The organism is Flavobacterium sp. AC274 (assembly GCF_979258275.1).
Window position 1 is genome coordinate 1,268,649 of sequence record NZ_OZ409852.1, and the last position, 25,325, is coordinate 1,293,973.

Here is a 25,325-nt window from a genome sequence, read left to right on the forward strand (position 1 = left end):
TAGCAAGTCCAGTTTGTCATTTCGAGGAACGAGAAATCACATAAAGTTAAGACACACAGTTCGTCGCTCTCTGGATGTGATTTCTCGTTCCTCGAAATGACAAAAAGGTGTGAAAAAACTAAAGGTCTCTTGCGTGAGTGATGGTAGTGGAGCTCTCCCGATTTTCATCGGGAAGCGGGAACGGACAGTACGATTCGCCGCGGCGAACAAGCCCAAAGAATTTTAATAATAATTTGAATATGTTACATCATTTTAAATACAAAATAATAGTTTTTATAATCCTGATTGCAACTTTAAACAGCTGTAAATCTAGTGCGGATTATTCTCAAAAAGGAAAAGCAGTCATTTTAAAAGAAAAAAACTTTAAACATTATGTTGATTATTTCAACACGATGGAAGATGAGAATTTAAAATTTGCGATTCCGAATGATTCTGCCTGGGTTTGGATGGAAAAGAATATTCCGTTGTTTGAATGTCCGCAGCAAAATTTTGAGGAGATTTATTATTTCCGTTGGTGGAGCGCGCGCAAACATATTAAGAAAACTCCGCAGGGATTTGCGATTACAGAGTTTTTGGTAGATCGTTCTTATGCCGATAAATACAATATGATTAGTTGTGCGTTGGGACATCATATTAATGAATTTCGATGGGTTCATGATCCGCAATATTTGGAGCAGGATGTTCATTTGTGGTTTAGAGGAAATGATGGCAAACCGATGAAAAAGCTTCGAACTTTTAGCAGTTGGACTGCAGATGCTTTGTACAACAGGTATTTAGTAAATAAAGACGACAAATTTTTATTGGATATGTATCCTGATTTGGTTGCAGAATATGCAGCTTGGGAAGGAGACAGAAAACGAAAAGACGGCTTATTCTGGCAGTTTGATGTAAAAGACGGAATGGAAGAATCGTTAAGCGGTGCCAGAAAATTTAGAAATGCGCGCCCAACAATTAATAGTTATATGTTTGGAAATGCAACTGCTTTGGCGAAAATTGCAAAGCTAAAAGGCGATGCCAAACAAGAAAGTTATTTTGAAGCGAAAGCAGATACGCTTCAAAAATTAGTAGAAACCAAACTGTGGAACCCTAAAAGTGAATTCTTTGAGACCTTTACAGAAAAAGATACCTTAGCTCAGGTTCGTGAAGCAATCGGATTTATTCCGTGGTATTTTAATTTACCACAGAAAAATAAAGGTTTTGAGAAAGCGTGGGAACAAATTAAAGATGAAAAAGGATTTTCGGCGCCATTTGGTTTGACGACGGCCGAAAGAAGAAGCCCTCGTTTTAGAACGCACGGAACCGGAACCTGCGAATGGGACGGCGCTATTTGGCCTTTTGCCAGTTCGCAAACTTTAACGGCTTTGGCGAATGTTTTAAATAATTACGATCAGAATTTTGTTGCGAAAACTGATTATTTCAAACAAATGAACTTATATGTAGAATCGCAATACTATCGCGGAAGACCTTATTTAGGTGAATATCTGGACGAAACAACAGGATATTGGTTAATGGGTGACAGAGAAAGAAGCCGTTACTATAATCATTCGACTTTTAATGATTTGATGATTACAGGTTTGGTGGGTTTACGCCCGAGAGCGGATGAAAAAATAGAAGTGAATCCGTTGATTCCACAGGAAAAATGGGATTGGTTTTGTTTGGACAATGTTTTGTATCACGGCAATATTATTACGATTCTTTGGGATAAAACGGGAGAAAAATATCATAAAGGAAAAGGATTCAGGATTTTTAAAAATGGTAAGGAAATTGCGGTTTCTGAAAGATTGGAGAAATTGGTTTCGGAGTGAGAATTGGCACGCGGATGACGCAGGTAAAACGGATTGGCGCAGATTTTATTCTTGTTTTTGTGATTTCTCCCTTTGGAAGTTACACACTTGATGGAATTTCATAATTAGAGATCAAAAATAAATCAGTGCGAATCCGTTTAATCCGTCAAATCTGCGGGCAAAAAAATACTATCAGCATACCATTAAAACACAACACATGAAAAAGTTTTTTTACATACAACATTCATCATCATAACATTGATTTCTTTTTCGGCGAAAGCCCAAAACAAAATCAGCGTTACCAATTTGCAATGCGAAATGCTGAACAATCCGGAAGGAATTGATGTTGTAAAACCAAGATTGAGCTGGCAAATAAATGCAGATGTAAATGATGTAAAACAAACTTCTTATCAAATTTTGGTAGCTTCGACTTTGGAAAACTTAAATTCAAATAAGGCGGATTTATGGGATAGCGGAAAAATCGAAAGTAACGAATCTGTCAATATTATTTATAAAGGAAAAAAACTTGACGACAGACAAAATGCGTTTTGGAAAGTAACCGTTTGGACGAATAAAGGGGAAATTCAATCGAAAGAAAAGGCGAATTTTAGTATGGGAATTTTGAATTATGCCGATTGGAAATCAACACGCTGGATTGGTTATGAAAAAGCTTCTGCCGGAGATAGTATTTCTCAATATTCAAAATTGTCGGCGAGATATCTTCGAAAAGAAATTAATTTAAAAAAAGAAATTAAAAATGCTAAAGTCTATATCATGGGCTTAGGACTTTATGAGTTGTATATTAATGGAAATAAAATTGGCGATCAGGTTTTGGCGCCGGCTCCTACGGATTATACAAAAAATGTAAAATACAATGTTTTTGATGTGACTTCGCAATTGAAAGAAGGCAAAAATATGTTAGGAACGATTTTAGGAAACGGACGTTTTTTACCATGCGTCAGGATTATAAGCCGTATAAAATCAAAACTTTTGGTTACCCGAAAATGGCTTTGCAGCTTTTTGTTGAATATACGGATGGAGCAAAAGACGTAATTAGAACCGATGATACCTGGAAAGTAACCACAAACGGACCCATTTTATCGAACAACGAATACGACGGCGAAGAATACGACGCCAGAAAAGAAATGAAAAATTGGAACACCACCAATTTTGATGATAAAACTTGGTTAACAGCAGAATATGTTCAGGAACCGGGTGGTTTTTATGAAGCACAAATGACGCCGAATATGAAAATAATGGGCGAAGTAAAACCAAGTTCAATCAAGCAAACGCCAAGAGGAACTTATATTCTCGATATGGGTCAAAATATGGTCGGCTGGCTGCAATTGAAAGTAAAAGGAAAAAGTGGCGATAAAATCACGTTGAAATTTGCTGAATCATTACAAGCCGATGGATCTTTATATATCGACAATTTACGTGATGCCAGAACAACAGATGTTTATACTTTAAAAGGCGAAGGAGAAGAAATTTGGGAACCGACTTTTATATTTCACGGATTCCGTTTTGTAGAAGTTTCAGGATTTTCGACAAAACCAACTTTGGATAATTTTGTTGGAAAAGTGGTTTACGATGACATCAAAACAATTGGAACTTTTGAATCTTCGGATGCTGTGATGAACCAGATTTTCAAGAATGCCTATTGGGGAATTAGAGGAAATTATAAAGGAATGCCAATCGATTGTCCGCAGCGAAATGAGCGCCAGCCTTGGTTGGGCGACAGAACGACGGGAGCTTATGGCGAAAGTTTTTTATTCGATAACCAAACATTATATGCCAAATGGCTTGAAGATATTAAAAATGCACAAACTGCAGATGGCGGAATTCCGGATGTTGCGCCGGCATTTTGGCGTTATTACGGAGACAATGTAACCTGGCCGGGAACCTATATTACGGTTGCTGATATGTTGTATCAGCAATTTGGAGATAAAAAAGTAATCGAAAAACATTATCCATCGATGAAAAAATGGATTGTTTATATGGAAGAAAATTATCTGGTTAAAGATTTAATGACCAAAGACAAATACGGAGACTGGTGTGTTCCGCCGGAATCTTTAGAATTAATTCATTCCAAAGATTCGACCAGAACTACGAATGGTGAATTAATTGCGAGCGCTTTTTATTATCATTTACTGCAAAAAATGAAAAAATTTGCAACAATTAATGGGACAAATTCTGATGATATTCAATATTACGATTCACTTTCTGAAAGAATAAAAACGGCTTTTAATGTTAAGTTTTTCGATTCAAAAACAAATAAATATGCAAATAATACGGTAACGGCAAACTTGCTTCCGTTGACTTTTGGAATGGTTCCTGAAAATCTTCAGTCAAAAGTATTTGACAATATTGTGCATGAAGTTGAGGTAACGTACAAAAGTCATATAAGTACGGGCGTTATTGGAACTCAATTTTTAATGCGAACGTTATCTCAATTTGGAAGACCGGATTTAAGTTATAAACTGGCTTCAAATAATACTTATCCGAGTTGGGGTTATATGGCTAAAAACGGTGCCACTACGATTTGGGAATTATGGAATGGAAATACCGCAGATCCTAAAATGAATTCACAAAATCACGTAATGCTTTTGGGCGATTTATTGATTTGGTATTACGAAAATATAGCTGGAATAAAGAGTAATCCTGAAACTCCGGGTTTCAAACAAATCATCATGAAACCTGATTTTGAAACCGGATTAACTTTCGTAAACGCATCTTATGAATCTATTTACGGATTGATTAAAAGTGACTGGAAAAAGGCTAAAAATAAACTCGAATGGAAAATAAATATTCCGGCAAATAGTTCGGCAATCGTTTATTTACCAACTTCGGATATTTCAGCTGTAATGGTTAATAATCAAAAATTAACTGCTGCTTTTTCATCTTACTATAAAATTGAAAACAACAATTTGGTTCTCAATTTATCATCCGGTTCTTACGCTATCGTCGTAAAGCGTTAATTTTAGACAATTCGGGACAGTACAGGATACATTGTTAATTTTTTAGTGTTATTTTTACACTTAATAAATATTTTTACCTAAAAAAATAGTAGGAATGTATTTATAGTTGAAAATTTTAATTCATAATTAAATTAAGAATGAAGATAACAAAATTAGCATTTGTCTTGTTTGGACTTTTCCTTTTAGGAAGTTGTAAATCGGCTTTAGAAAAAAAGACTTGGAAAGAAGGTATTTTGGTAGATGAATTTATTTATGATAAAGCGCCTTATCCGTCTTGCCACGCGGTTACAATTGTCGAAGCAACAAATGGTGATTTAGTTTCATCCTGGTTTGGAGGAACGCACGAAAGACATCCTGATGTTTGTATCTATGTAAGCATCAAGCCGAAAGGAAGTGATAAATGGGGCGAAGGCGTTAAAGTTGCCGATGGCGTGATGAAAGAAGGTCCGAGATTGCCAACATGGAATCCGGTTCTGTATCAAATTCCGGGTGGCGATTTAATGCTTTTCTACAAAATAGGACCAAAACCATCAGAATGGTGGGGCGTAATCAGAACTTCATCTGATGGCGGAAAAACATGGTCTGAGGCTAAAAAAATGCCAGATGGATTTTTAGGACCAATCAAAAATAAGCCTGTTTTATTAAGCGACGGAACTTTATTATGTCCGTCAAGCATTGAAGGCGACGGTTGGAGACTTCGTATGGAATCTACTCCGGATTTCGGCAAAACATGGATAATGGGTGATACGCTGCCAAGAGGAAAACAAAAAATCAACGCTATTCAGCCAAGTATATTATTCCACAAAGATGGCAGTATCCAAGCCATTGGAAGAACCAGAAACAGAGCTATTTTTAGTACATTTTCTAAGGATAATGGAAAAACATGGTCAGACGTAGAATTGATAGGATTGCCAAATAACAATTCAGGAACAGATGCCGTAACGCTTAAAAACGGAAAACATCTATTAGTTTACAATCACGTTTTACCTCCGGGAACAGAAGCAAAAGGACCAAGAACGCCGTTGAATGTTTCTATTTCTGATGATGGAATTAACTGGAAAGCTGCTTTGGTTTTAGAAGATTCAAAAATCAGTCAATATTCATATCCTTCTATGATTCAGAGTTCTGACGGAATGGTGCATATTGTGTACACTTGGAGAAGAGAAAAACTGAAATATGTAAAAGTTGATCCAAGTAAATTAAAAGCACTTCCAATCAAAAACGGAATCTGGCCTGGAGACGAAAACAAAGTCGTAACCGCTGTTAAGGCTGAAGAAGAATAAGATTTTAAAATTTAACCATTAAGATATTAAGTTGCATTAAGCTTAATTTTCTTAGATCATAAAGTAAGTTTATTAAGCAGCACACTTAACTTTCTTAATATCTTAATGGTAAAAAACTAATATTTATGAATTTAGCTTATTTTAAGAAAAACAGTATTATCGTAATCTTAGCAGTTTTATCCTGCTCTTTCAATAGTTGCGCAACAGCTCAGTCATCAAACAAACAAAAATACAAAGTTGCGGTTTGCGACTGGATGATTTTAAAAAGACAAAAATTAGGCGCTTTTGGTTTGGCAAGCGAAATCAAAGCCGACGGAATAGAACTGGACATGGGCGGTTTAGGAAAAAGACCAACTTTTGACAGCAAATTGGGAGATCCCGTTGAAAGACAAAAGTTTCTTGATAAATCTAAAGAATTGCATGTGGGAATCAGTTCTATTGCCATGTCCGGATTCTATGCACAGTCTTTTGCCAAAAGAGAAACTATCGAACCTATGATTAATGATTGTGTAAAAGCAATGAAAGACATGAAAGTAAAAGTCGCTTATCTTCCGTTAGGAACAGAAAGTGATTTGGTTAAAAATCCGGAACTGCGCCCAATAATTGTTGAAAGATTAAAATGGGCAGGAAAACAAGTCGGCAAAATTGGCGGTGTAATCGCGATTGAAACTTCGCTAAATGCTACAGAAGAGAAAAAATTATTGGAAGAAATAGATTCTAAATACATTAAAAGTTCTTTCAATTTTGCCAATGCCGCAGACAACGGAAGAGATATTCCATCGGAATTAAAAATATTAGGCAAAAAACATTTGGCTCAAATTCATGCTTCGAATACAGATAAAGTCTGGCTTGAAAATGATACGATGATCAATATGCCGGAAATCAAAAAAACGCTGGACGAAATGAAATGGAGCGGCTGGCTAATTGTAGAGCGCTCTCGTGACGTAACACAAGTGCATAACGTAAAAGCCAATTATGGTGCAAACGTGGCCTATTTGAAAAAGATTTTTCAGAATTAATAAGCTTGTAAAAGTGCTGATTATGTAAAAGTTAAACATTACAAGTTCACACTTTTAATCTGCGTTTATCTGCTTAAATCTGCCCGATCTGCGTGCCATTATTTCACGCAGATCGGGCAGATTTAAGCAGATTTGGCAGATTAATTTTCACGCAAAGAATAAAAATTATAATACAATGAAATACTTTACTTTACTTTTTTAACCGTCTATACCACTTTCGCAACAGCGCAAAACATCACCATTGTTAGTGATTCAAAATCGCCAAGAGTGCAGTTTGGAGTGGAGAAATTATCTGAAACTTTATCTCAAAAAGGATTCAAAGTAATTGCTTCTGATAAAATAAATAAGAAAGATAAAGTCATTGTTATTGGCGAAAAAGGAACTGATTTTTGGAAACAAAATGCAAAATCGGCTAAAATCGACGATAGCCAATTAAGCAAGAAAGAAGGTTTTCAAATTCGCACTCAAAAAAATATCATTTACATCGAAGGAACAGATGCTTCTGGAGCTTTATATGGAGCATTAGAATTAACAGACCGTATTAAAGATTCAGGAAAACTTCCAACAGAAATTAATATCGCTGACAGTCCCGAAATGGTTTTAAGAGGCGCTTGTATCGGAATGCAGAAACCTGTTTACCTTCCGGGACGTGATGTTTACGAGTATCCGTATACGCCTGAAACTTTCCCTTGGTTTTATGATAAAAAACTATGGGTAAAGTATTTGGATATGCTGGTCGAGAACAGAATGAACTCCTTGTATTTATGGAACGGACATCCGTTTGCTTCTTTAGTAAAATTGAAGGAATATCCGTTTGCTGTAGAAGTTAGCGACGAAGATTTTAAAAAGAACGAAGAAATCTATAAATTCCTAACCGAAGAAGCCAACAAAAGAGGCATCTGGGTAATTCAGATGTTTTACAATATTATTGTTTCTAAGCCTTTTGCAGAACATTATAACATAAAAACACAAGATCGTTCAAGACCAATTACGCCCTTACTTTCAGATTATACCAGAAAATCTATCGCTGCTTTTATCGAAAAATATCCAAATGTTGGGTTAATGGTTTGTTTAGGAGAAGCAATCAATACAGTTGATGATGATGTAGAATGGTTTACGAAAACCATTATTCCAGGCGTTCGTGATGGCTTAGAGGCTTTAGGTAAAACAGAGGAACCGCCAATTATTTTGCGTTCGCATGATACCGATGGGCCTTTGGTGATGGAAAAATCACTTCCGTTATACAAAAATCTATACACAGAAAGTAAATATACCGGAGAATCTTTAACGACTTATACGCCGGGCGGACCTTGGGGCGAAACGCATAAACAATTAAGCGCTTTGCAATCAATTCATATAGAAAATGTTCATATTTTGGCAAATTTGGAACCATTTAGATACGGTTCGCCGGACTTTATCCAGAAAACGGTAAAAGCCATGCACAGCGTTCACGGCGCAAATGCATTGCATTTATATCCGCAGGCTTCGTATTGGGATTGGCCGTATTCTGCAGATAAAACAAAAACAGGCGAACGTTTACTGGAAATGGATCGTGACTGGATTTGGTACAAAGCATGGGCAAGATATGCGTGGGACAGTAAAAGAGACAGAAAAGAAGAAGTTCAATTTTGGGATAAAGATCTGGCTGCGAAATACGGAACCGATTTAGAAGCAGCAAACAACATTCAAAAAGCATACGACGAATCTGGAGAAATTGCTCCAAAAACATTAAGACGTTTCGGAATTACAGAAGGAAACCGTCAGACTTTATTATTAGGAATGTTCGAAAGCCAATTGGTTAATCCGGCAAAATGGCGTGTTTACCCAGGTTTCCATGAATCTTGTGGCCCAGCGGGAGAATTGCTTTTAGAATATGCTAAAAAAGAGTGGAATAAAGAACCGCATTCTGGAGAACTTCCAACTCAGATTATTGCCGAAATTACCCAACACGGGAAATTAGCCGTTGAAGCAATTGACAAAGCAGAAAAAAGTGTAACCAAAGACAAAGAAGAATTTCTACGTCTTAAAAACGATATGCATGCTTACAAAGCTTTTGCCGATTTCTTTTCAGAAAAAGTAAAAGCAGCCTTATTGGTGTTGAGATACAGTTATTCAAATGATATTTCAGATTTGGATAAAGCACTTCCACATTTAGAGAAAAGCATCGAATATTACGAAACATTAGTAAATTTAACGAAAGATAGTTATCTATACGCCAACAGCATGCAAACCGCACAACGCCGAATTCCTATTGGGGGCGATGACGGAAACAACAAAACATGGGCAGAATTATTACCGCATTATGAACGTGAATTGGTTAATTTTAAAAGAAATTTAGAGTTGCTAAAATCATCAAAAGATGGTAAAATTGCAACCAAAGAAGGAAAGCCGTGGCAAACTGCAGAAGTAACTTTACTAAGTGAAAACAAAGGAACGTATGCTGTAAAAAACGGTACAAAAGTGTACGGGACGCCAATTTCTGAATTGACGAAAATAGCTCCTGAATTACAAAACCTGAAAGGAATTGCATTTGAGGAAACAGCACAAAATGAGAAAGGAACACATCTGAAATTTAAAAATACAAAACCTGTAAAATTAGTTGTTGGGTATTTCAATTCAGATCAAAAGCGATTTTTGTTTCCGCCAAGTTTAGAAACAGATGCAGCCGGAAACGCTTATGGTCAGGCCGAAGTGATTTTAGCAAGCGCCATGAATTTAAAAGAATTACCTCGTGTAAACATTCATACCTACACGTTTCAGCCGGGTGAAAATGAATTGAATTTAGGAAAAGGAAGAGTGTTGATTTTAGGTTTTATCGACGCTAACCAAACCATAACACCGCGCGATGTGGGTTATATTGATACCGGAGAAAAAGGGGCGATTGACTGGTTGTTTTATTAATTAGAATAAGTTGGGCGTGTCCCTCCGGGTCGGGCTGTACGTTCCCGCTTTTTTTGAGGCGATGAAAAATCGCCTCAAAAAAGAGCTCCACTGCCATCCCTCACGCGAACTCTCAGTTAATTTAGACCTGACAGGTTTTTAAAACCTGTCAGGTCTAATTGAAGAAGTAAAATAACAAATAAACGAGAAATACACTTTCCTGCAAGTTTTTAAAACCTTGTAAGTATTCAAAGTCAACCTTATAAAAATTAAACCTACGAGGTTTTGGAAACCTCGCAGGATCAAAAAAGCATGAAGAAAACATTTTTTTTTATTTATTTTTTTTTAGTTTTTTGCTCTCTCCAGAGCCAGGTGAAACATGCGTCAGCGGAATTACGTAGAGAAATTTCGCTGAATTCATCTTGGGAAACTATAATCTTAAATAATCCCGTTCAGCAAGATGAAAGTTTTGTGAGCAACCCCAAAATTGATTCGCAATGGCAAAACGTAAATGTGCCTCATAACTGGGATCAATATTACGGTTACCGCCGAATGAAACATGGCAATTTGCACGGGAGTGCCTGGTACCATAAAACTTTTAAAGCTGATAAAAAAGACAAAGGCAAACGCCTTTTTTTGTATTTTGAAGGAGTTGGTTCATACGCTACAGTTTGGGTAAACGGGAAAAAAGTCGGCTCCCATAAAGGAGGAAGAACCACTTTTACAATCGATATTACAAACGCCGTTTCTTTTGATGGGGAGAATAAAATAATGGTCAAAGCAGATCATCCATCCTTCATTGCAGATCTTCCGTGGGTTTGCGGTGGCTGTTCCGGCGAATGGGGATTTTCTGAAGGTTCTCAGCCGCTTGGTATTTTCAGACCAGTTTCTTTAGTAATTACAGATGAGGTTCGTATCGAGCCTTTTGGTGTTCATATCTGGAATGACAAATCAATTTCTAAAGAAAAAGCGATTTTGCATACGACAACAGAAATCAAAAATTATGGAAAATCAAATCGGAACTTAACGATCGAAAATGTACTTTTTGATGCTGCAGGAAATAAAGTTGCCATAAGTAAAAGTGACATCAGAAATATTTCCGGAGAAACAAAAGAAATAACACACACACTTCCGGAAATTATAAATCCAAAATTGTGGTCTCCGTCAAGCCCTTATTTATACGAGTTGGTGACTTCCATTTTCGAAAACGGAAAGAAAATAGACCAAGTAAAAACATCTTACGGAATTCGTTGGGTAAGTTGGCCAGTTAGCCGTGACGGAAAAGACAATCGTTTTTATATTAATGATGAGCCTTTATTCATTAACGGAATTTGCGAATACGAACACATGATTGGAAACAGCCATTCGTTCTCAAACGAACAAATTCACGCCAGAATCGAACAGATAAAAGCAGCCGGATTTAATGCTTTTAGAGAAGCGCATCAACCACATAATTTACTTTATCAAAAAGAATTAGACGAAAACGGAATCCTGTTTTGGAGTCAGTTTTCGGCACATATTTGGTATGATACTCCGGAGTTTAAAGAGAATTTTAAAACCTTATTGCGAGAATGGATTAAGGAACGCAGAAACAGTCCATCAATCGTAATGTGGGGATTGCAGAATGAAAGTACAATTCCGAAGGAATTTGCAGAAGAATGCACGAAAATAATTCGCGAAATGGATCCGTTATCTGCTTCTCAAAGAATTGTAACCACTTGCAACGGCGGTGAAGGAACAGACTGGAATGTGGTACAAAACTGGTCTGGAACTTACGGCGGTGATCCTCTAAAATACCACCTCGAAATGACAACTCAGTTATTAAACGGAGAATACGGCGCATGGCGAACGGCAGATTTACACACCGAAGGAGAATTTGATCAGAAAGGAATTTTGAGCGAAAACAGATTTTCGCAACTAATGGAAATCAAAGTCCGCGAAGCCGAATCGGTAAAAGATAAAATTGCGGGACAATTTAACTGGCTTTTTGCTTCGCACGAAAATCCGGGACGTTCTCAAAATGGCGAAGGATTTCGTGATATTGATAAAGTTGGACCCATAAATTACAAAGGACTTTTTACTGTTTGGGGCGAACCTCTGGATGCGTATTATATGTACCGCGCCAATTATGTTTCGAACAAAACAAACCCGATGGTTTATATTGTTTCGCATTCCTGGCCAAGTCGTTGGGATTCGGCAGGTATCAAAAATGGAATCGATATTTACTCCAATTGCGATGAGGTTGAATTGTTTAATGATGCCAATAAATTATCATTAGGGAAATTGAAAAACCCGGGAATTGGGCAACATTTTCAGTTTAATAATGTCAATATTCAATATAATGTTTTGTACGCCGTGGGTTATGTAAACGGAAAAGCGGTTGCAAAAGATTATGTGGTTTTGAACACACTTTCGAAAGCACCAAATTTAAACGCATTATATAAAGATCAGGCTGATATTACTAAATCAAAAAAAGGATACAATTATATTTACAGAGTAAATTGTGGAGGTTCTGAATTTACAGATTCATCTGGAAATACATGGTTTACCGATACACACAAAAACGGACAATATACTTGGGGATCTTTGTCATGGACAGATAAATTTGAGAAATTACCCGATTTTTATGCGAGCCAAAGAACTACTTTCGATCCAATTTCGGGAACAAAAGATCCTGAATTATTTCAAAGTTTTAGATACGGAGTTGATAAACTGAGTTACGAATTTCCTGTTGCCGATGGAGAATATTTGGTCGAATTGTATTTTACAGAACCGTGGTACGGAACCGGCGGCGGTTTAAATTGCAAAGGCTGGCGTATGTTTGATGTTGCTATAAACGAGAATGTTGTTCTAAAAGATTTTGATATTTGGGCAGAAGCCGGACATCATAAAGCCTTAAAGAAAACTTTTTTGGTAAAAAGCAAAAATGGAAAAATCAGCATTAATTTTCCAAATGTAAAATCTGGCCAGGCGATCATTTCTGCCATTGCAATCGGTACAAAAAAGAGATTTGAGAAACCGGCAGATACATCACCAAAAAACATTCAGAATCTTGTTTTAAGTTCTTATGATAAAACGATTAATCGAGTTGCGTCCTGGTTGGGTATAAATTCCAAACAATATTCTGATGCTGATCTTGTTTTTACCCAATTGCCTTCGGAGGTTTTTGGAGCAGATTATTTGCAGTTTTCTTCCAAATCAAAAGTTTCAGGTTCGTTTACGGTTAAAGAAGATTCGGATGTTTATTTTTTGATTGACAATACAATCAAAACACAATTTGTCTGGTTAGCTGATTATAAAAAATCAGAAGAAATGGCAAAAAATAGTAGTACTATTGAATTTGGTATTTTTTCGAAAAAAGTAAAAAAAGGAGATAAAGTTACATTTGATAATTCAGAAATTGTGAATTCTATTATTGTCGTTCCTACTTATGATATGGGCGAAAAAGACGATTCGCGTCAGACTTTGGTTCTGGAAGCAGAAAATGCAAAAACAACCGGAACCGATATTGTAAAAGGAAATTTTAAAAAAGCCGATTATATCGAGTTCACCAAAAAAACAAAAAACAGCATTGAGTTTGAAGTAAAACCTGGAGTTGCCGGAATTTATTTAATGCGTTTTAAATTCATGAACAGAAACGAAACACCATTAAAAGTAAAATTTAAAATGGAAGATGCCTACGGAATTTTAATGCGAAACGATACAATCGAATTTTTTCCTTCGCCAGAAAAATGGAAAGTTTTGAATACTACTTCGGGAGGATATATTAATGCCGGAACGTATAAAATTACTTTGGAAGGTGAGGATTTGAAAGGGTTGATGTTTGATTCTTTTGAATTTCAATAACGAGGTTTTTTTGAGGTGCAAAGAGGCAGAGGTTCAAAGGGACAAAGGTGATTGTAGAGGCAGCAGTGCGTCTAACGTAACCACAATATTGTCATCCCGAGGAACGAGGGATCACACTAGAAACTCTGCACAGAATGTCGACAATCTTTATAGAGCTTCTTGCGAGGACTTCGACTCCGCTCAGTCTGACAAATAGGACGTAATTAGATTATAAAAATAAGTTTATGAATAAAAAAATTCTACAAAAGACAACAATCGTTTTAGCAATAATATTGCTTACCACGACATCTTTTGCACAAGGGAAAAAGCCAGAATAATCGAAGATTTCAATAAAAACTGGAATTTCAAATTAGGAGATCATCCAGATGCAATTCAGGCAAATTTTAGTACTGCCGATTGGAGAACTTTGCAATTACCACACGATTGGAGTATTGAAGGCGCTTTTGACAAAGACAGTAAAACAAAACAAGCGCAAGGATTTTTACCGGCTGGAAAAGGCTGGTATCGTAAAACGTTTACCGTTCCTGCAAGCTTTAAAAGCAAAACTATTTCGGTAGAATTTGATGGTGTTTTTAAAAACAGCGAGGTATTCATTAACGGACATTCTTTAGGAATTCGTCCTAACGGCTATATTTCATTTTCTTATGATTTGTCTCAATTTTTAAATTTTGGTCAGCCCAATATTATCGCTGTAAAAGTTGATAATGATGCTCAGCCTAATTCGAGATGGTATACAGGATCTGGAATTTACAGAAACGTGCGTTTGGTAATCGCCGAAAAATTGCATGTTGCCGAATGGGGAACTTTTGTAACAACGCCGGAAATTTATAAAGAAAAAGCTTTGGTTCATTTAGAAGTTGAGGTTAAAAATGATTCGGATAGAGAAAAGGAATTTATATTGGTTTCTACCATTTTGGATAAAAATAATGATGACGTTGCCGAGGTACAAGCAACAGGAAAAATTGCAGCAAATTCATCTTCAAAAAGATTCAGGATTTTACTTTAAAAAAACCAAAACTATGGGATACGGAAAATCCATATTTGTATAAAATCATCACTAAAATTTATGAGAAAGGGGAATTGGCTGATAATTACGAAACACCGCTTGGAGTTCGTTTTTTTGATTTTGATGCAGAAAAAGGATTTTCATTAAACGGAAAACCAACAAAAATTTTAGGCGTTTGCCTGCATCATGATAACGGAGCTTTGGGTGCGGTTGAAAATATTCATGCGTTAAAAAGAAAGTTAGTTTTAATGAAAGAAATGGGCGTAAATGCCATTAGAATGTCACATAATCCGCATTCGTTAGAAATGATGCAATTGTGCGACGAAATGGGTTTTATTGTTCAGGATGAGGCTTTTGATGTTTGGAAAAAGAAAAAAGTAACCAACGATTATCATAAAGATTGGGATGCGTGGCATAAAAAAGATTTAGAGGATTTTATCAAAAGAGACCGTAATCATCCATCGGTTATGATGTGGAGTATTGGTAACGAAATCCGTGAACAATTTGATAGTACGGGAATTGCGATTACGAAAGAATTGGCAAAAATCGTAAAATCGTTAGATATAACACGTCCGGTAACTTCTGCTTTGACGGAGAATGTAATTGAGAAAAATTTTATTTATCAATCCGGTGCTTTAGATCTTTTGGGTTTTAATTACAAACACGAAGATTATAAAGATTTTCCAACGCGATTTAAAGGGCAAAAAATAATTGCTTCAGAAAGTGTTTCGGCTTTGGAAACGCGTGGCCATTATGATTTTCCTGCGGATGGAATTAAAGCGTGGCCTCCAAAACATGGCGCTCCGTTTGATGGAAATGCAGATTGGACTGTTTCGGCTTTCGATCAGGTCAAATCGTATTGGGGCGCAACGCACGAAGAGAACTGGAAAACCATCAAGAAACAGGATTTCATGGCGGGAACTTTTATCTGGACGGGCTTTGATTATATCGGAGAACCTGATCCTTATCCGTATCCGGCAAGAAGTTCTTATTTCGGGATTGTAGATTTGGCCGGTTTCCCAAAAGATGTGTATTATATGTACCAAAGCGAATGGACAATAAAACCTGTTTTGCATATTTTTCCGCATTGGAATTGGGCAAAAGATCAGGAAGTTGATGTTTGGGCATACTACAATAATGCCGATGAAGTTGAATTATTCCTTAACGGAAAATCTCTTGGTAAAAAATCAAAACAAAATGATGATTTGCATATTTCATGGCGTATAAAATTTGAACCTGGAACTCTAAAAGCTATTTCGAGAAAAAACGGAAAAGTAGTTTTAGAAAAAGAAATTCATACTGCCGGAGATGCTGCAAAAATTGATTTAAAAGCAGACAAACAAGTCATCAAAAATGATGGTTATGATTTGGTTTATATTACGGTTTCTATTACAGATGCCGTTGGGAATTCACTTCCAACAGCAAATGATTTAATTAATTTTGAAGTTTCGGGCGGAGGAAAATTAGTTGGCGTTGATAACGGTTATCAGGCCAATCTGGATTCTTTTAAAGCGAGTTCGTGTAAATTATTTAATGGAAAATGTATTGCGATTATTCAGTCGATTGGAAAGAGGGAAACAATAAAAATTAAAGCTTCGACTGGAAATGGGATTCCGGATGCTGTTCTTGAATTGAAAGTTGATTAAATAAAATCTTTAAATACTATAAAACTCCATTAACAATAATGGAGTTTTTTTATGTTTATAATTAATAAAGTTTCCAGTTAATAGGTGTAGTCCCTACGGGACAAAAAATGGCACAAATAAATTGATTTCTACCGATATGTAATCTCTCCGAGATATTTTTTATTACTCCGTTAGGAGTTAAATATTGGTAGAAATAATGAAAGACACACCGTAGAAATATCCCGTAGGGATTATATTTTTTTACAACCAACTTATTTGTTGAATAGTTAAACCCGCAACTTGAATTAATTACTAAAATTCAGGTTAATTAAGTTTTCGGTTTGTAATAAATAAATTTATATTAGCATAAGCAAACAAATTATATAAGCCTGAATTTTTAACTTCAAACAGAAATAATAAAATGATTTGTACCATTTATTCACACAATGTTGGATTTGATACTATTAAAGAATTAATCTTGTCCAGCTTCCCAAAAGGTAATGCTGTCATTAGCAATCAGGATGAATTTGATATCATCAATCTTGAAATAAAAGGAGGAATTCTGGGTTCTTCAAAAAAAATAAAAATTGCTTATCGCGAAAGACTTAAACCTTCTTATCAAATTCCTGAAATCGATGATTCTGATTTAACAGCAAATTTAAAGGGACTTTATGGCTATGTAGATTCATTGCCAACAGTAAATGAAAAAGTAAAAGATTTGTTTCTTCATAAAATACAAACCCTGAATTGCGAATTTTCGATTATTCAGGAAAAAGGTGAAGTAAAAGAGTTAAAAACAGCAATCGAAAATATAGCAAACGAACTTGATGCGGTTTTATTTGTTCAGCCTGATACGGCTATCAGTAAATCTAGCGGACAGCATTTTTTAGACAAGAATTTAAATCTGATCATTGACGGTGAAGGCAATTGTGAAATTGATGAACTAGATGTCAAAATCAATTCAGTTTATTTTGATGGGGATCAAAATGAACTGGAAGAAGATCAAAAAAACAGAAAAGAGAATAACGAAAAAATTCTGGAAGCAAAAGGCATAAAAATCAACAAAAATCTGCCTTGTATAGAATCTGAAGCCGAAACGACTATAAGAACACCAAAAGAAATTGCACAAAGAGTAAGTGTTTTGGCCATGACAAATTTAGTGGCTTTTAATAGTATTGATCCAGACGTAGCGATTGATTATTTACAAAGTTATAATCTTTGGGATTTTGTTACAGAAAACGAAAAAGAGTTTCTGGCAGATCCAACAGATGACAAAAAAGCACAGGAAAGCTGGAAATGTGAAGGAATCTGGACTTTAATGTGGGCTTTGAAAAAGGTGGAGAACCTGGATTTTCCGGATGTGTTTTGCAATCTCGAAAATATAAGCCCCGAGGATTATCCCGTAGGTCCAGACAAAGATCCAAATGATTTTATAGATGCCATAGTTTCGACAAGATCTAAAAGTGAAATTTTAGATGCCGATGATTTGTATTACAGATACAATTGGGCTTGTGTTGACGAAAGAATTAATGGCAGACAAATCGAAGGCATAAATCCGGGAATTGTTTATGAAAGACAATATGCATTAAATTGGCTTATAAATTATATGGATCAGGATTGGGATTCTATTAGTTGTGATACCTAAAAGCAAAATCAAAAACATAAACTAATTTGGAAACATTCAAAAATTCTGCAATTTTAGAAGAAATAGAAGTTAAGACAGATTCCTCGGTAAAGTCTTTTTTGGTTGTAGTTTTTACGGCAATCGCAGTTTTAATGATTTATAAATTGCCTAAAGAACTTCTTCAGTGGGAAAAGTTTAATCCTAATGGCATTTTTACAATTGCTTTTTTAGCGATTTCAATATTGTGTGTTTTGTCATGGTTATGGCTTTTGGATACTCAGCCAAAATTTATTATCAAGAAAGATGGTTTTTGGGTCAGAAAAACAATTCTTCCATTTTCTGCTCTTGAACTGATAAAATGGAATGATATTAAGCATGTTGAATACGATTCGGTAAAAGAAAAAAGAGGAAGATCTTTTTTCCTGGTAATTCATAGAAAAGAAAGTTCAAAAACAAATAAAATAGAACTAAGTGAAATTGATCAGCCTAAAGAATATGTTTTAGCTGTCATTAGAAAATTCACAACAATTATGAATTATGCTGACCGAATGAAAGTAACGCAATAATTTCATCTTAAATAAGAAACAATGAAACAGAATATTATCATAATAGTTTTATGCAGTATTGTTCTTTCCTTTACAATTAATGAGTTTGGATATTTGTTTATGTCTATTCCGTCTTTTGTCATTTTATCGTATAATTTATCTGATTTAATTTTAAAAATTATTCATAAAAAAGGCCAGCCTAAACGAGAACTGAATAAAAATTTTCAATACATCCTTTTTATTGGTTTAATTCCATCTGTATTTGTTTTCAGATATTTTGAAAACACAATTGGCGGATATAATTTGTTTTGGAAACTTGTGTTTTTGAGTTTGATTTTCAATGGTTTGTTTGTTGTGATTTTGAATAACTACCTTAATTCTAATGATGGATCAAAGTCAAATAATATATTTTGCATTTGTCTGTGTACTTTTATGTTGATTCCCAGTGTTGGAATCTTTATAAACACCAAGATTTCTAATGAAATCGAAAAGCAGCAGACCAATATAATTAACCACAAAAAATAAGTAAAAGTAGTAAAGGAGTAAGAAACTATGAACTTTTCATCAAAACGCAATATGACAGCAACGAACGATTGGATGTCAAAAAAGAATTGTATGAAGCGATTAGAGATGATAATGAAATAGTTTTGACTTTGCGAAAAGGAATATTGGGTTACGATTACGTTACAAAATTTGATGTGAAGTAAAACCATTCCTAATATAAAATAACAAATAACACCAACCCTTAAAACTCATTTTCCTCGGTCATATCTATAGTTTTTGGATTTAGGGTAGCTAGTTGTAAAACGATGGCAGTAACAACTACAAATAATAGAAGTACAAAAACGTGCCTCATTCCGCCATTATCAGCAGCTTTTCCTAAAAATTCGGTGATAATAGCCCCGGCCGAAATACCAACAAAATTCATAATTCCGTATCCGGTAGCCCTGTAACGAGGCGCAACAAACTGACAAAGAATAGGCATGTTGTTGGTGTCGTATATTCCAAATCCAATTCCAAAAAGGATCGCACCAAAAATAATAGCTTCTATGTCACAACAGTAGCCAAATAAAAACAATGCCGGAATGGTAAGAAACAATCCAATAGCGCTGGTGTAAATTCTTCCTTTAAGATGTTTCATCACCCATTTATCTGAAATGGCACCGCCAATTAAAACGCCAAAAAAGGAAGACATCGAAATCGTTACGGTTGCAATTGGTCCCGCTATAGACATGTCTAAATGTAAAGTTTCAGTAAATAAGGTGGGTAACCAGTTTTTGGCCGCCCAACCCGGTAAACTAGGTGCAGAGAAATAAAAGAGTAAAACCCAAAAGGAGATATTACCGAATAATATTCCCAACCCTTTGAACATTTGTCTGAATTCATAACTGACAGATGACTTTTTTGTAGGATCAAAAAAGTAAGTTTTCTTTTCCTGTAGAAAAAACAGCAGTACTAAACTATAAAGTACACCTAGTAAACCTACGGAGTGAAAGCTGAAATGCCAGGAAAAATGCTTAGAAATAGTAGCTCCAAAACCACCCAGCGCCTGTCCTAAATAAATCCCCGTGGTATGAATTGCAATAGCAAAAGAGCGTGTTTTTTCCTGATGGTAATCTGCAATTAAGGATAATGCAGCCGGAATATAAAAAGCTTCACTAAAACCCATAATTCCACGTAAAATATAAATTTGATTGAAAGTTGTGGCATACCCCATGGCCATTGTAACCCCAGACCAAATAAAAAGACTTCCTATGATTATTCTTTTTCGGTTAAATCTATCGGCTATAATTCCGGAAACAGGGCTCATTAGAGCATATATCCAAAGGAAAATAGCCATTAAGAGACCGAAATTTTCAGCTTTAGCCAATTCAGGAATGTCATCCATCATCGCTGATTTCATAGTAGAAAGCATTTGTCTGTCTAAATAATTCAATAAAGCTACAAACCACAACAAGCCAACAACAATCCATGGATAGGATTTTTTTCATTCAATTTTGCAATCATTTTCTTTTTTCAAAATAATGGCCGAATATACGAATTCAAACGCAACAGGAAATAATTGTTTTTGCATCTGTGCTACATAAATTAAAAGTAAATAAATTTAATTGTTGTCTCATTCACAATAATCTATTCTAATACAGTAATACAAAAACTCCATTAGCAATAATGGAGTTTTTTTATGCTCGTCATTTTAGCTAATGCAAACTCCAAAATGGCTAATTCCAACTTTATACTTCGGCTGATCTTTGCATTATAATTTTAAAACAAATTAAAAATGCAAAAGACAATTTTTATTACAGGAGCTTCATCAGGATTAGGAAAATCAACAGCAAAATTATTTCACAGCAAAGGCTGGCAGGTAATTGCCACAATGCGAAATCCTGAAAAGGAAACCGAATTAAATCAATTAAAAAACGTAATTCTACTTCCGCTTGATGTTTCAAATTCGGAACAAATAAAATCTACTATCAAAAATGTTACAGAGAAATATTCGGTAGATGTTGTGCTGAACAATGCCGGATATGGTTTAATTGGCGCTTTAGAATCTTTGAATGAAGAACAAATCGAACGGCAAATCGAGACCAATTTATTGGGCGTTATTAAAGTTTCTAAGGCTTTTGTATCTCACTTTCGTGAAAAGAAAAGTGGAACGTTTATTAATATAACGTCGACTTTTGGATTAATGGGTTTTCCGACTTGCTCTATTTACAGCGCTACCAAATTTGCGGTTGATGGTTTCTCTGAAAGTTTGGCTTCTGAATTAGTGCAATTCGGAATTCAGGTAAAAGTAGTCGCACCGGGCGGAATGCAAACCGATTTTACGACAAGATCTATGGATGGTGGGCAACATGAAGCGTATGAAAAACTAACTCAGGAAGTAAGTAAAGGCTATAGTGAAGAGCAAATTAGCAATTATACAAAAGCCGAAGATGTTGCCCAAATTATTTACGAAGCAGCGACCGATAATAAAACTCAATTGAGATATGTTGCCGGAAACGACGCAAACGCTTTATACGATGAACGTTTGAAATTGGGTGCCGAAACTCAGGTGCAAAATATCAAAACAATGTTTACTTTTTAATTTCGAAACAGATGAAAAATAAAGCGATAGAATTGACTACTTTTAAACTAAATGGTTTTACAACACAACAATTTATTGAGGCCAATGCAGAAATTGATGCATTTTTAAAACTTCAAAATGGATTTTGTTCGAGAACTATTTTCGAATTAAAAAAAGGTGTTGTTTATGATATGCTCGTTTGGGACAGCACCGAAGACGGCACAAATGCAATGCATAAATTAATGACAGAATTGAGCGATTCGGACGTACATGATATGATCGATCAAAGTTCTGTAAGCTGGAATATTGCACCAGTAGAACATTTTGTAAATTTGTACAATAGTATTGCTAAAAATGAAAAATCAGCCTAAAATATTCCAGTCCATATCAGAACTACATAAAGCGATGGGACAGCCAAAACCAATGCATCCGCTGATTAGTGTTTTGGATTATGGCAAAGCGATTTTTGACCCCAAGGATTTTGAACAGGGAATCATTTTAGATTTTTACAAGATATCTTTCAAGACAAATTTCTCCGGAAAATTACGATATGGACATGGATTTTATGATTTTGAAGAAGGCGGAATGTCGTTTGTTGCTCCCGGACAAATTTTAAAGATGCAAGAAGAAGAAGCGGATTATAGCGGAATGTCACTTAATATTCACCCTGATTTTATTCGGCCTTATACTTTAAATGAAAATATTAAAAAGTATGGTTTTTTCTCGTATTCTGCTGCCGAAGCTTTGTATTTGTCAGAGAAAGAAAAGGAAACAATTCTGGCGGTTTTTGCCAATATTCAGGACGAACTCGATCAGCGAATTGACAATTTTAGTCAGGATGTAATTATCTCGCAATTAGAATTGTTGCTTAATTACAGCAATCGGTTTTACAACAGACAGTTTATTACCCGAAAAGCGGTTAATAACGATGTGCTTTCGAAACTAGAAAACCTGCTCGAAGATTATTTTAATACCGAAAAACCGCTTGAAAATGGTTTGCCAACGGTACAATTTGTGGCAGATGAATTGCAATTGTCATCAAGATATTTGAGCGATTTATTGCGAAGTGTTTCTGGACAAAATACCCAGCAGTTTATTCATGATAAACTGATCGAAAAAGCAAAAGAATACATTGCAAAAGGAACTTTATCCATTTCTGAAATTGCATATAAACTTGGGTTTGAACATCCGCAATCGTTCAATAAATTATTCAAGAAAAAAACGAATGTAAGTCCGGTAGCGTTTCAGGAATTATTCAATAAAAATTAAATTATGGCATCAATAAATTTTGAACAATTAAAAGAACGTTCTTTAAAAATAAGAGCAAAATACCGAGAATTGGAACTTACACATCACGGTAGCGAATGGACGGTTGAAGAAGATGCATTGGCTTTTTTAACCGATGCAGGTTTAGTTGGGCGTCACGTAATGTCGCAGCAAGGAAGATGGCCAAAAGCAAATACAGAAGAAGAACTGAAACATAAATTAGGAGAGTCTATTTGGTGGCTTACCGTTTTGGCAGAAAGAATGAACATTAATATTGAAGAAGCAACTCAAGAGTTTTTAACCAAAACAGAAGAATTATTTGAGTAATACGTTTGATTGATTTTCTTCGATTTACATAAACAAAACAAAAAACTCCATTAGTAATAATGGAGTTTTTTGTTTTTAATAAATTAAGATTATAAATAGTAAGATGATTTTTATTCGTATTTTAAATATTTTAAGATATCAGTTTTTGTTGCCGCATAAGCTCTTGAAAGCACAATGATTAAAGTTAGAATTAATAACACAACAAATCCTAAAATAAAAGGAATTATGCTAATGTCGATTCTAAAAGCAAAATTCTCCAGCCATTTATTCAACAAATAATAAACAGGAAACAGCGCAATTAAAAAACCAACAATGCAGTACAAAACATATTGTTTCGACAGTTCTTTCAACAGCACATTTGTTTCGGCGCCAAGTGTTTTTCTGATGGCAATTTCTTTCATTCGTCTTTGTATCGAATAAGAGGCAACCGCAAATAAACCAAAAAGTGCAATTAGGATTACGACGATATTCAGTAATGAAAACAAGTTCTTTTGCTTAATATAAGATTCGTAAGTTCTCGCATATTCTTTGTCAACAAAATCATACCGAAAAGGATATTCGGTATCCACTTTTGCCCATAATTTTTCAATACTTTTAATCGTAGTTTCCAGATTATCAGATTTTACTTTTATGTAAACCCTGTTGATGTTGTGCGCCATATTAAAGGTTTTAATGTGATAGAAAACAATTGGCGGCACTTTTAATTCCGGGCTCAGTAAATTAAAGTCTTTAACAATACCAATGATTTTTAATTTCTGATCGCGTATCAGAAGTTCTTTCCCAATAGGATTTTTAAGCTTCATTAAATTTAAAGCACTTTCATTTATTATAACCGAATTAACCGTATCCGAAGCTAATTTTCTATCGAAATTTCTGCCTTCTTTCATTTTAACATTCAGCATTTCAAGTAAACCATAGTCTAAAGCGATACCTCTTTCTTTAAAAAGTTCATTGTTATAAAGAACGGGTGAAATCGAGTTATCAGATCCATCAAAACAAATAAGTCCGGTTGAAATTTGTTCAACACCTTTAATTTTGCCCAATTCCTGTTTTAAAGTATTGTATTTAGCAGAAATGGTTTGTTCTGCATTTTCGGATGTATATTCTGCCAACGGAATATTTAATGGAATTGTAAGAACCTGATCACCTTTAAAACCGAGATCTTTATTTTGCAAATATTGAATTTGCTGATAAACGATATTAGAACCAATTATAAAAAAGGCCGCAATTGCAAATTGAAAAATAAGCATTCCGTTACGGAGCCAGATTCCGTTTTTGCTTCTTTCGAAATTTCCTTTCAGAACTTTAAAAGTTTCGAAATTGGACACATAAATGGCCGGAAATAATCCTGCTGTCAAAATTGTAATGATAAAAATCAATATCAATTGTATGTAAAACTGACTGGCAAGAAGTACAATGTTTTTGTTTAAAAAGTTGTTGTAATACGGCAAAGTCAGTTCTACAATTACTAATGCCAGTAAAATAGAAAAACTCGTGGTTAAAACCGTTTCAAAAAGAAATTGTACAATAATATTACTTTTAGATGCACCCGAAATTTTACGTACTCCAACTTCTTTCGCCCGCTTTACGGCATTTGCAGTTGCGAGATTGATGTAATTAACAATTGATAAAATGAGAATTAAAACGGATAACCCCATCATGATCATTAAAAACTGATAATTTCCCCGTGTTTCAGGATATCCGTCTGCAATCGAATGTAATCTGGCTTTTGACAATGGCTCAAGAACAACGTTAAAATAACCTACTTTTTTAGCCATTTCTTCGGGCGTAAAACCTGCTTCTTTGGAAAGTCGCGTAATAAAATCGTGGTTGTAAATTCTTTCGAGTTTCTGTCTTGTAAGATCAACTTTTGACGGGTCTTTTACTTTTAATAATAACTTTAAAATAAACGGATTTATGTGTCCGGAAGTTGTCAGTTCCTTCATTTTATTGATGATGGCATTTGGCGCAATCGAAGAATTGCCGGGAATATGATAAACCGCCCGTACAGAAAACAACTTGTCAAAGCATTTTATTTGTTTTCCAATGGGATTTTCATTTCCAAAAATTCTTTTAGC

General features: G+C 35.1%; 18 protein-coding genes. 16 read left to right on the forward strand and 2 right to left on the reverse strand.

Features of this window, described 5'->3' with window-relative positions; all coding sequences use genetic code 11:
• The first annotated feature begins 239 nt into the window (after nucleotides 1-239).
• The 12 genes from ACZZZT_RS05695 (at nucleotide 240) to ACZZZT_RS05750 (ending at nucleotide 19,115) form a co-directional block, all read left to right on the forward strand.
• Nucleotides 240-1,805 carry an MGH1-like glycoside hydrolase domain-containing protein gene (locus ACZZZT_RS05695; RefSeq protein ID WP_463459718.1) on the forward strand — a complete coding sequence of 522 codons (1,566 nt, stop codon included), beginning with the start codon at nucleotides 240-242 and terminating at the stop codon, nucleotides 1,803-1,805.
• Between the two features lie 237 nt (nucleotides 1,806-2,042).
• The gene (locus ACZZZT_RS05700) at nucleotides 2,043-2,837 is read left to right on the forward strand and encodes a glycoside hydrolase family 78 protein (protein WP_463459719.1); all 795 of its coding nucleotides are present in this window, start codon (nucleotides 2,043-2,045) and stop codon (nucleotides 2,835-2,837) included.
• A complete protein-coding gene (locus tag ACZZZT_RS05705) occupies nucleotides 2,789-4,762 on the forward strand; it encodes a family 78 glycoside hydrolase catalytic domain (RefSeq protein WP_463459720.1) in 1,974 nt (657 codons plus the stop codon). The genes ACZZZT_RS05700 and ACZZZT_RS05705 overlap by 49 nt, the downstream gene beginning before the upstream one ends.
• Before the next feature lie 137 nt (nucleotides 4,763-4,899).
• A complete protein-coding gene (locus ACZZZT_RS05710) occupies nucleotides 4,900-6,045 on the forward strand; it encodes a sialidase family protein (RefSeq protein WP_463459721.1) in 1,146 nt (381 codons plus the stop codon).
• A gap of 125 nt (nucleotides 6,046-6,170) precedes the next feature.
• Complete coding sequence (locus ACZZZT_RS05715) at nucleotides 6,171-7,064, forward strand: sugar phosphate isomerase/epimerase family protein (RefSeq protein WP_463459722.1); 894 nt, start codon at nucleotides 6,171-6,173, stop codon at nucleotides 7,062-7,064.
• 267 nt (nucleotides 7,065-7,331) lie between these two features.
• A complete protein-coding gene (locus tag ACZZZT_RS05720) occupies nucleotides 7,332-9,965 on the forward strand; it encodes an alpha-d-galacturonidase (protein WP_463459723.1) in 2,634 nt (877 codons plus the stop codon).
• Nucleotides 9,966-10,316: 351 nt separating this feature from the next.
• The gene (locus tag ACZZZT_RS05725) at nucleotides 10,317-13,790 is read left to right on the forward strand and encodes a malectin domain-containing carbohydrate-binding protein (protein ID WP_463459724.1); all 3,474 of its coding nucleotides are present in this window, start codon (nucleotides 10,317-10,319) and stop codon (nucleotides 13,788-13,790) included.
• Nucleotides 13,791-14,160: 370 nt separating this feature from the next.
• Nucleotides 14,161-14,796 carry a sugar-binding domain-containing protein gene (locus ACZZZT_RS05730; RefSeq protein WP_463462382.1) on the forward strand — a complete coding sequence of 212 codons (636 nt, stop codon included), beginning with the start codon at nucleotides 14,161-14,163 and terminating at the stop codon, nucleotides 14,794-14,796.
• Nucleotides 14,778-16,442 (forward strand): glycoside hydrolase family 2 TIM barrel-domain containing protein, encoded by a 1,665-nt coding sequence (locus ACZZZT_RS05735; RefSeq protein ID WP_463462383.1) that lies wholly within the window; start codon nucleotides 14,778-14,780, stop codon nucleotides 16,440-16,442. Before ACZZZT_RS05730 ends, ACZZZT_RS05735 begins: the two co-directional genes overlap by 19 nt.
• Before the next feature lie 400 nt (nucleotides 16,443-16,842).
• Complete coding sequence (locus ACZZZT_RS05740; protein ID WP_463459725.1) at nucleotides 16,843-18,066, forward strand: DUF4272 domain-containing protein; 1,224 nt, start codon at nucleotides 16,843-16,845, stop codon at nucleotides 18,064-18,066.
• A 26-nt stretch (nucleotides 18,067-18,092) separates the two neighbouring features.
• Nucleotides 18,093-18,611, forward strand: a complete 519-nt coding sequence (locus tag ACZZZT_RS05745; protein WP_463459726.1) for a hypothetical protein — start codon at nucleotides 18,093-18,095, stop codon at nucleotides 18,609-18,611.
• A 21-nt stretch (nucleotides 18,612-18,632) separates the two neighbouring features.
• Entirely contained in the window at nucleotides 18,633-19,115 is a 483-nt protein-coding gene (locus tag ACZZZT_RS05750) for a hypothetical protein (protein WP_463459727.1), read from the forward strand.
• Between the two features lie 220 nt (nucleotides 19,116-19,335).
• Here the strand turns inward: ACZZZT_RS05750 and ACZZZT_RS05755 are convergent, their stop codons facing one another.
• The gene (locus ACZZZT_RS05755; protein WP_463459728.1) at nucleotides 19,336-20,493 is read right to left on the reverse strand and encodes an MFS transporter; all 1,158 of its coding nucleotides are present in this window, start codon (nucleotides 20,491-20,493) and stop codon (nucleotides 19,336-19,338) included.
• Between the two features lie 375 nt (nucleotides 20,494-20,868).
• Between ACZZZT_RS05755 and ACZZZT_RS05760 the strand changes: the two genes are divergently transcribed.
• Genes ACZZZT_RS05760 through ACZZZT_RS05775 form a run of 4 tightly spaced genes read left to right on the forward strand, consistent with a single transcriptional unit; the run spans nucleotide 20,869 to nucleotide 23,247 of the window.
• Complete coding sequence (locus tag ACZZZT_RS05760; protein WP_463459729.1) at nucleotides 20,869-21,675, forward strand: SDR family oxidoreductase; 807 nt, start codon at nucleotides 20,869-20,871, stop codon at nucleotides 21,673-21,675.
• A gap of 11 nt (nucleotides 21,676-21,686) precedes the next feature.
• Complete coding sequence (locus tag ACZZZT_RS05765; RefSeq protein ID WP_463459730.1) at nucleotides 21,687-22,025, forward strand: hypothetical protein; 339 nt, start codon at nucleotides 21,687-21,689, stop codon at nucleotides 22,023-22,025.
• Nucleotides 22,009-22,923, forward strand: a complete 915-nt coding sequence (locus ACZZZT_RS05770; protein WP_463459731.1) for a helix-turn-helix domain-containing protein — start codon at nucleotides 22,009-22,011, stop codon at nucleotides 22,921-22,923. Before ACZZZT_RS05765 ends, ACZZZT_RS05770 begins: the two co-directional genes overlap by 17 nt.
• Nucleotides 22,924-22,926: 3 nt before the next feature.
• Nucleotides 22,927-23,247, forward strand: coding sequence for a MazG-like protein (locus ACZZZT_RS05775; protein ID WP_042565784.1), 321 nt, complete (start codon nucleotides 22,927-22,929; stop codon nucleotides 23,245-23,247).
• A gap of 110 nt (nucleotides 23,248-23,357) precedes the next feature.
• Here ACZZZT_RS05775 and ACZZZT_RS05780 read toward each other — a convergent pair whose 3' ends face one another.
• The gene (locus tag ACZZZT_RS05780) at nucleotides 23,358-25,265 is read right to left on the reverse strand and encodes an ABC transporter permease (RefSeq protein WP_463459732.1); all 1,908 of its coding nucleotides are present in this window, start codon (nucleotides 25,263-25,265) and stop codon (nucleotides 23,358-23,360) included.
• Nucleotides 25,266-25,325 lie beyond the last annotated feature (60 nt).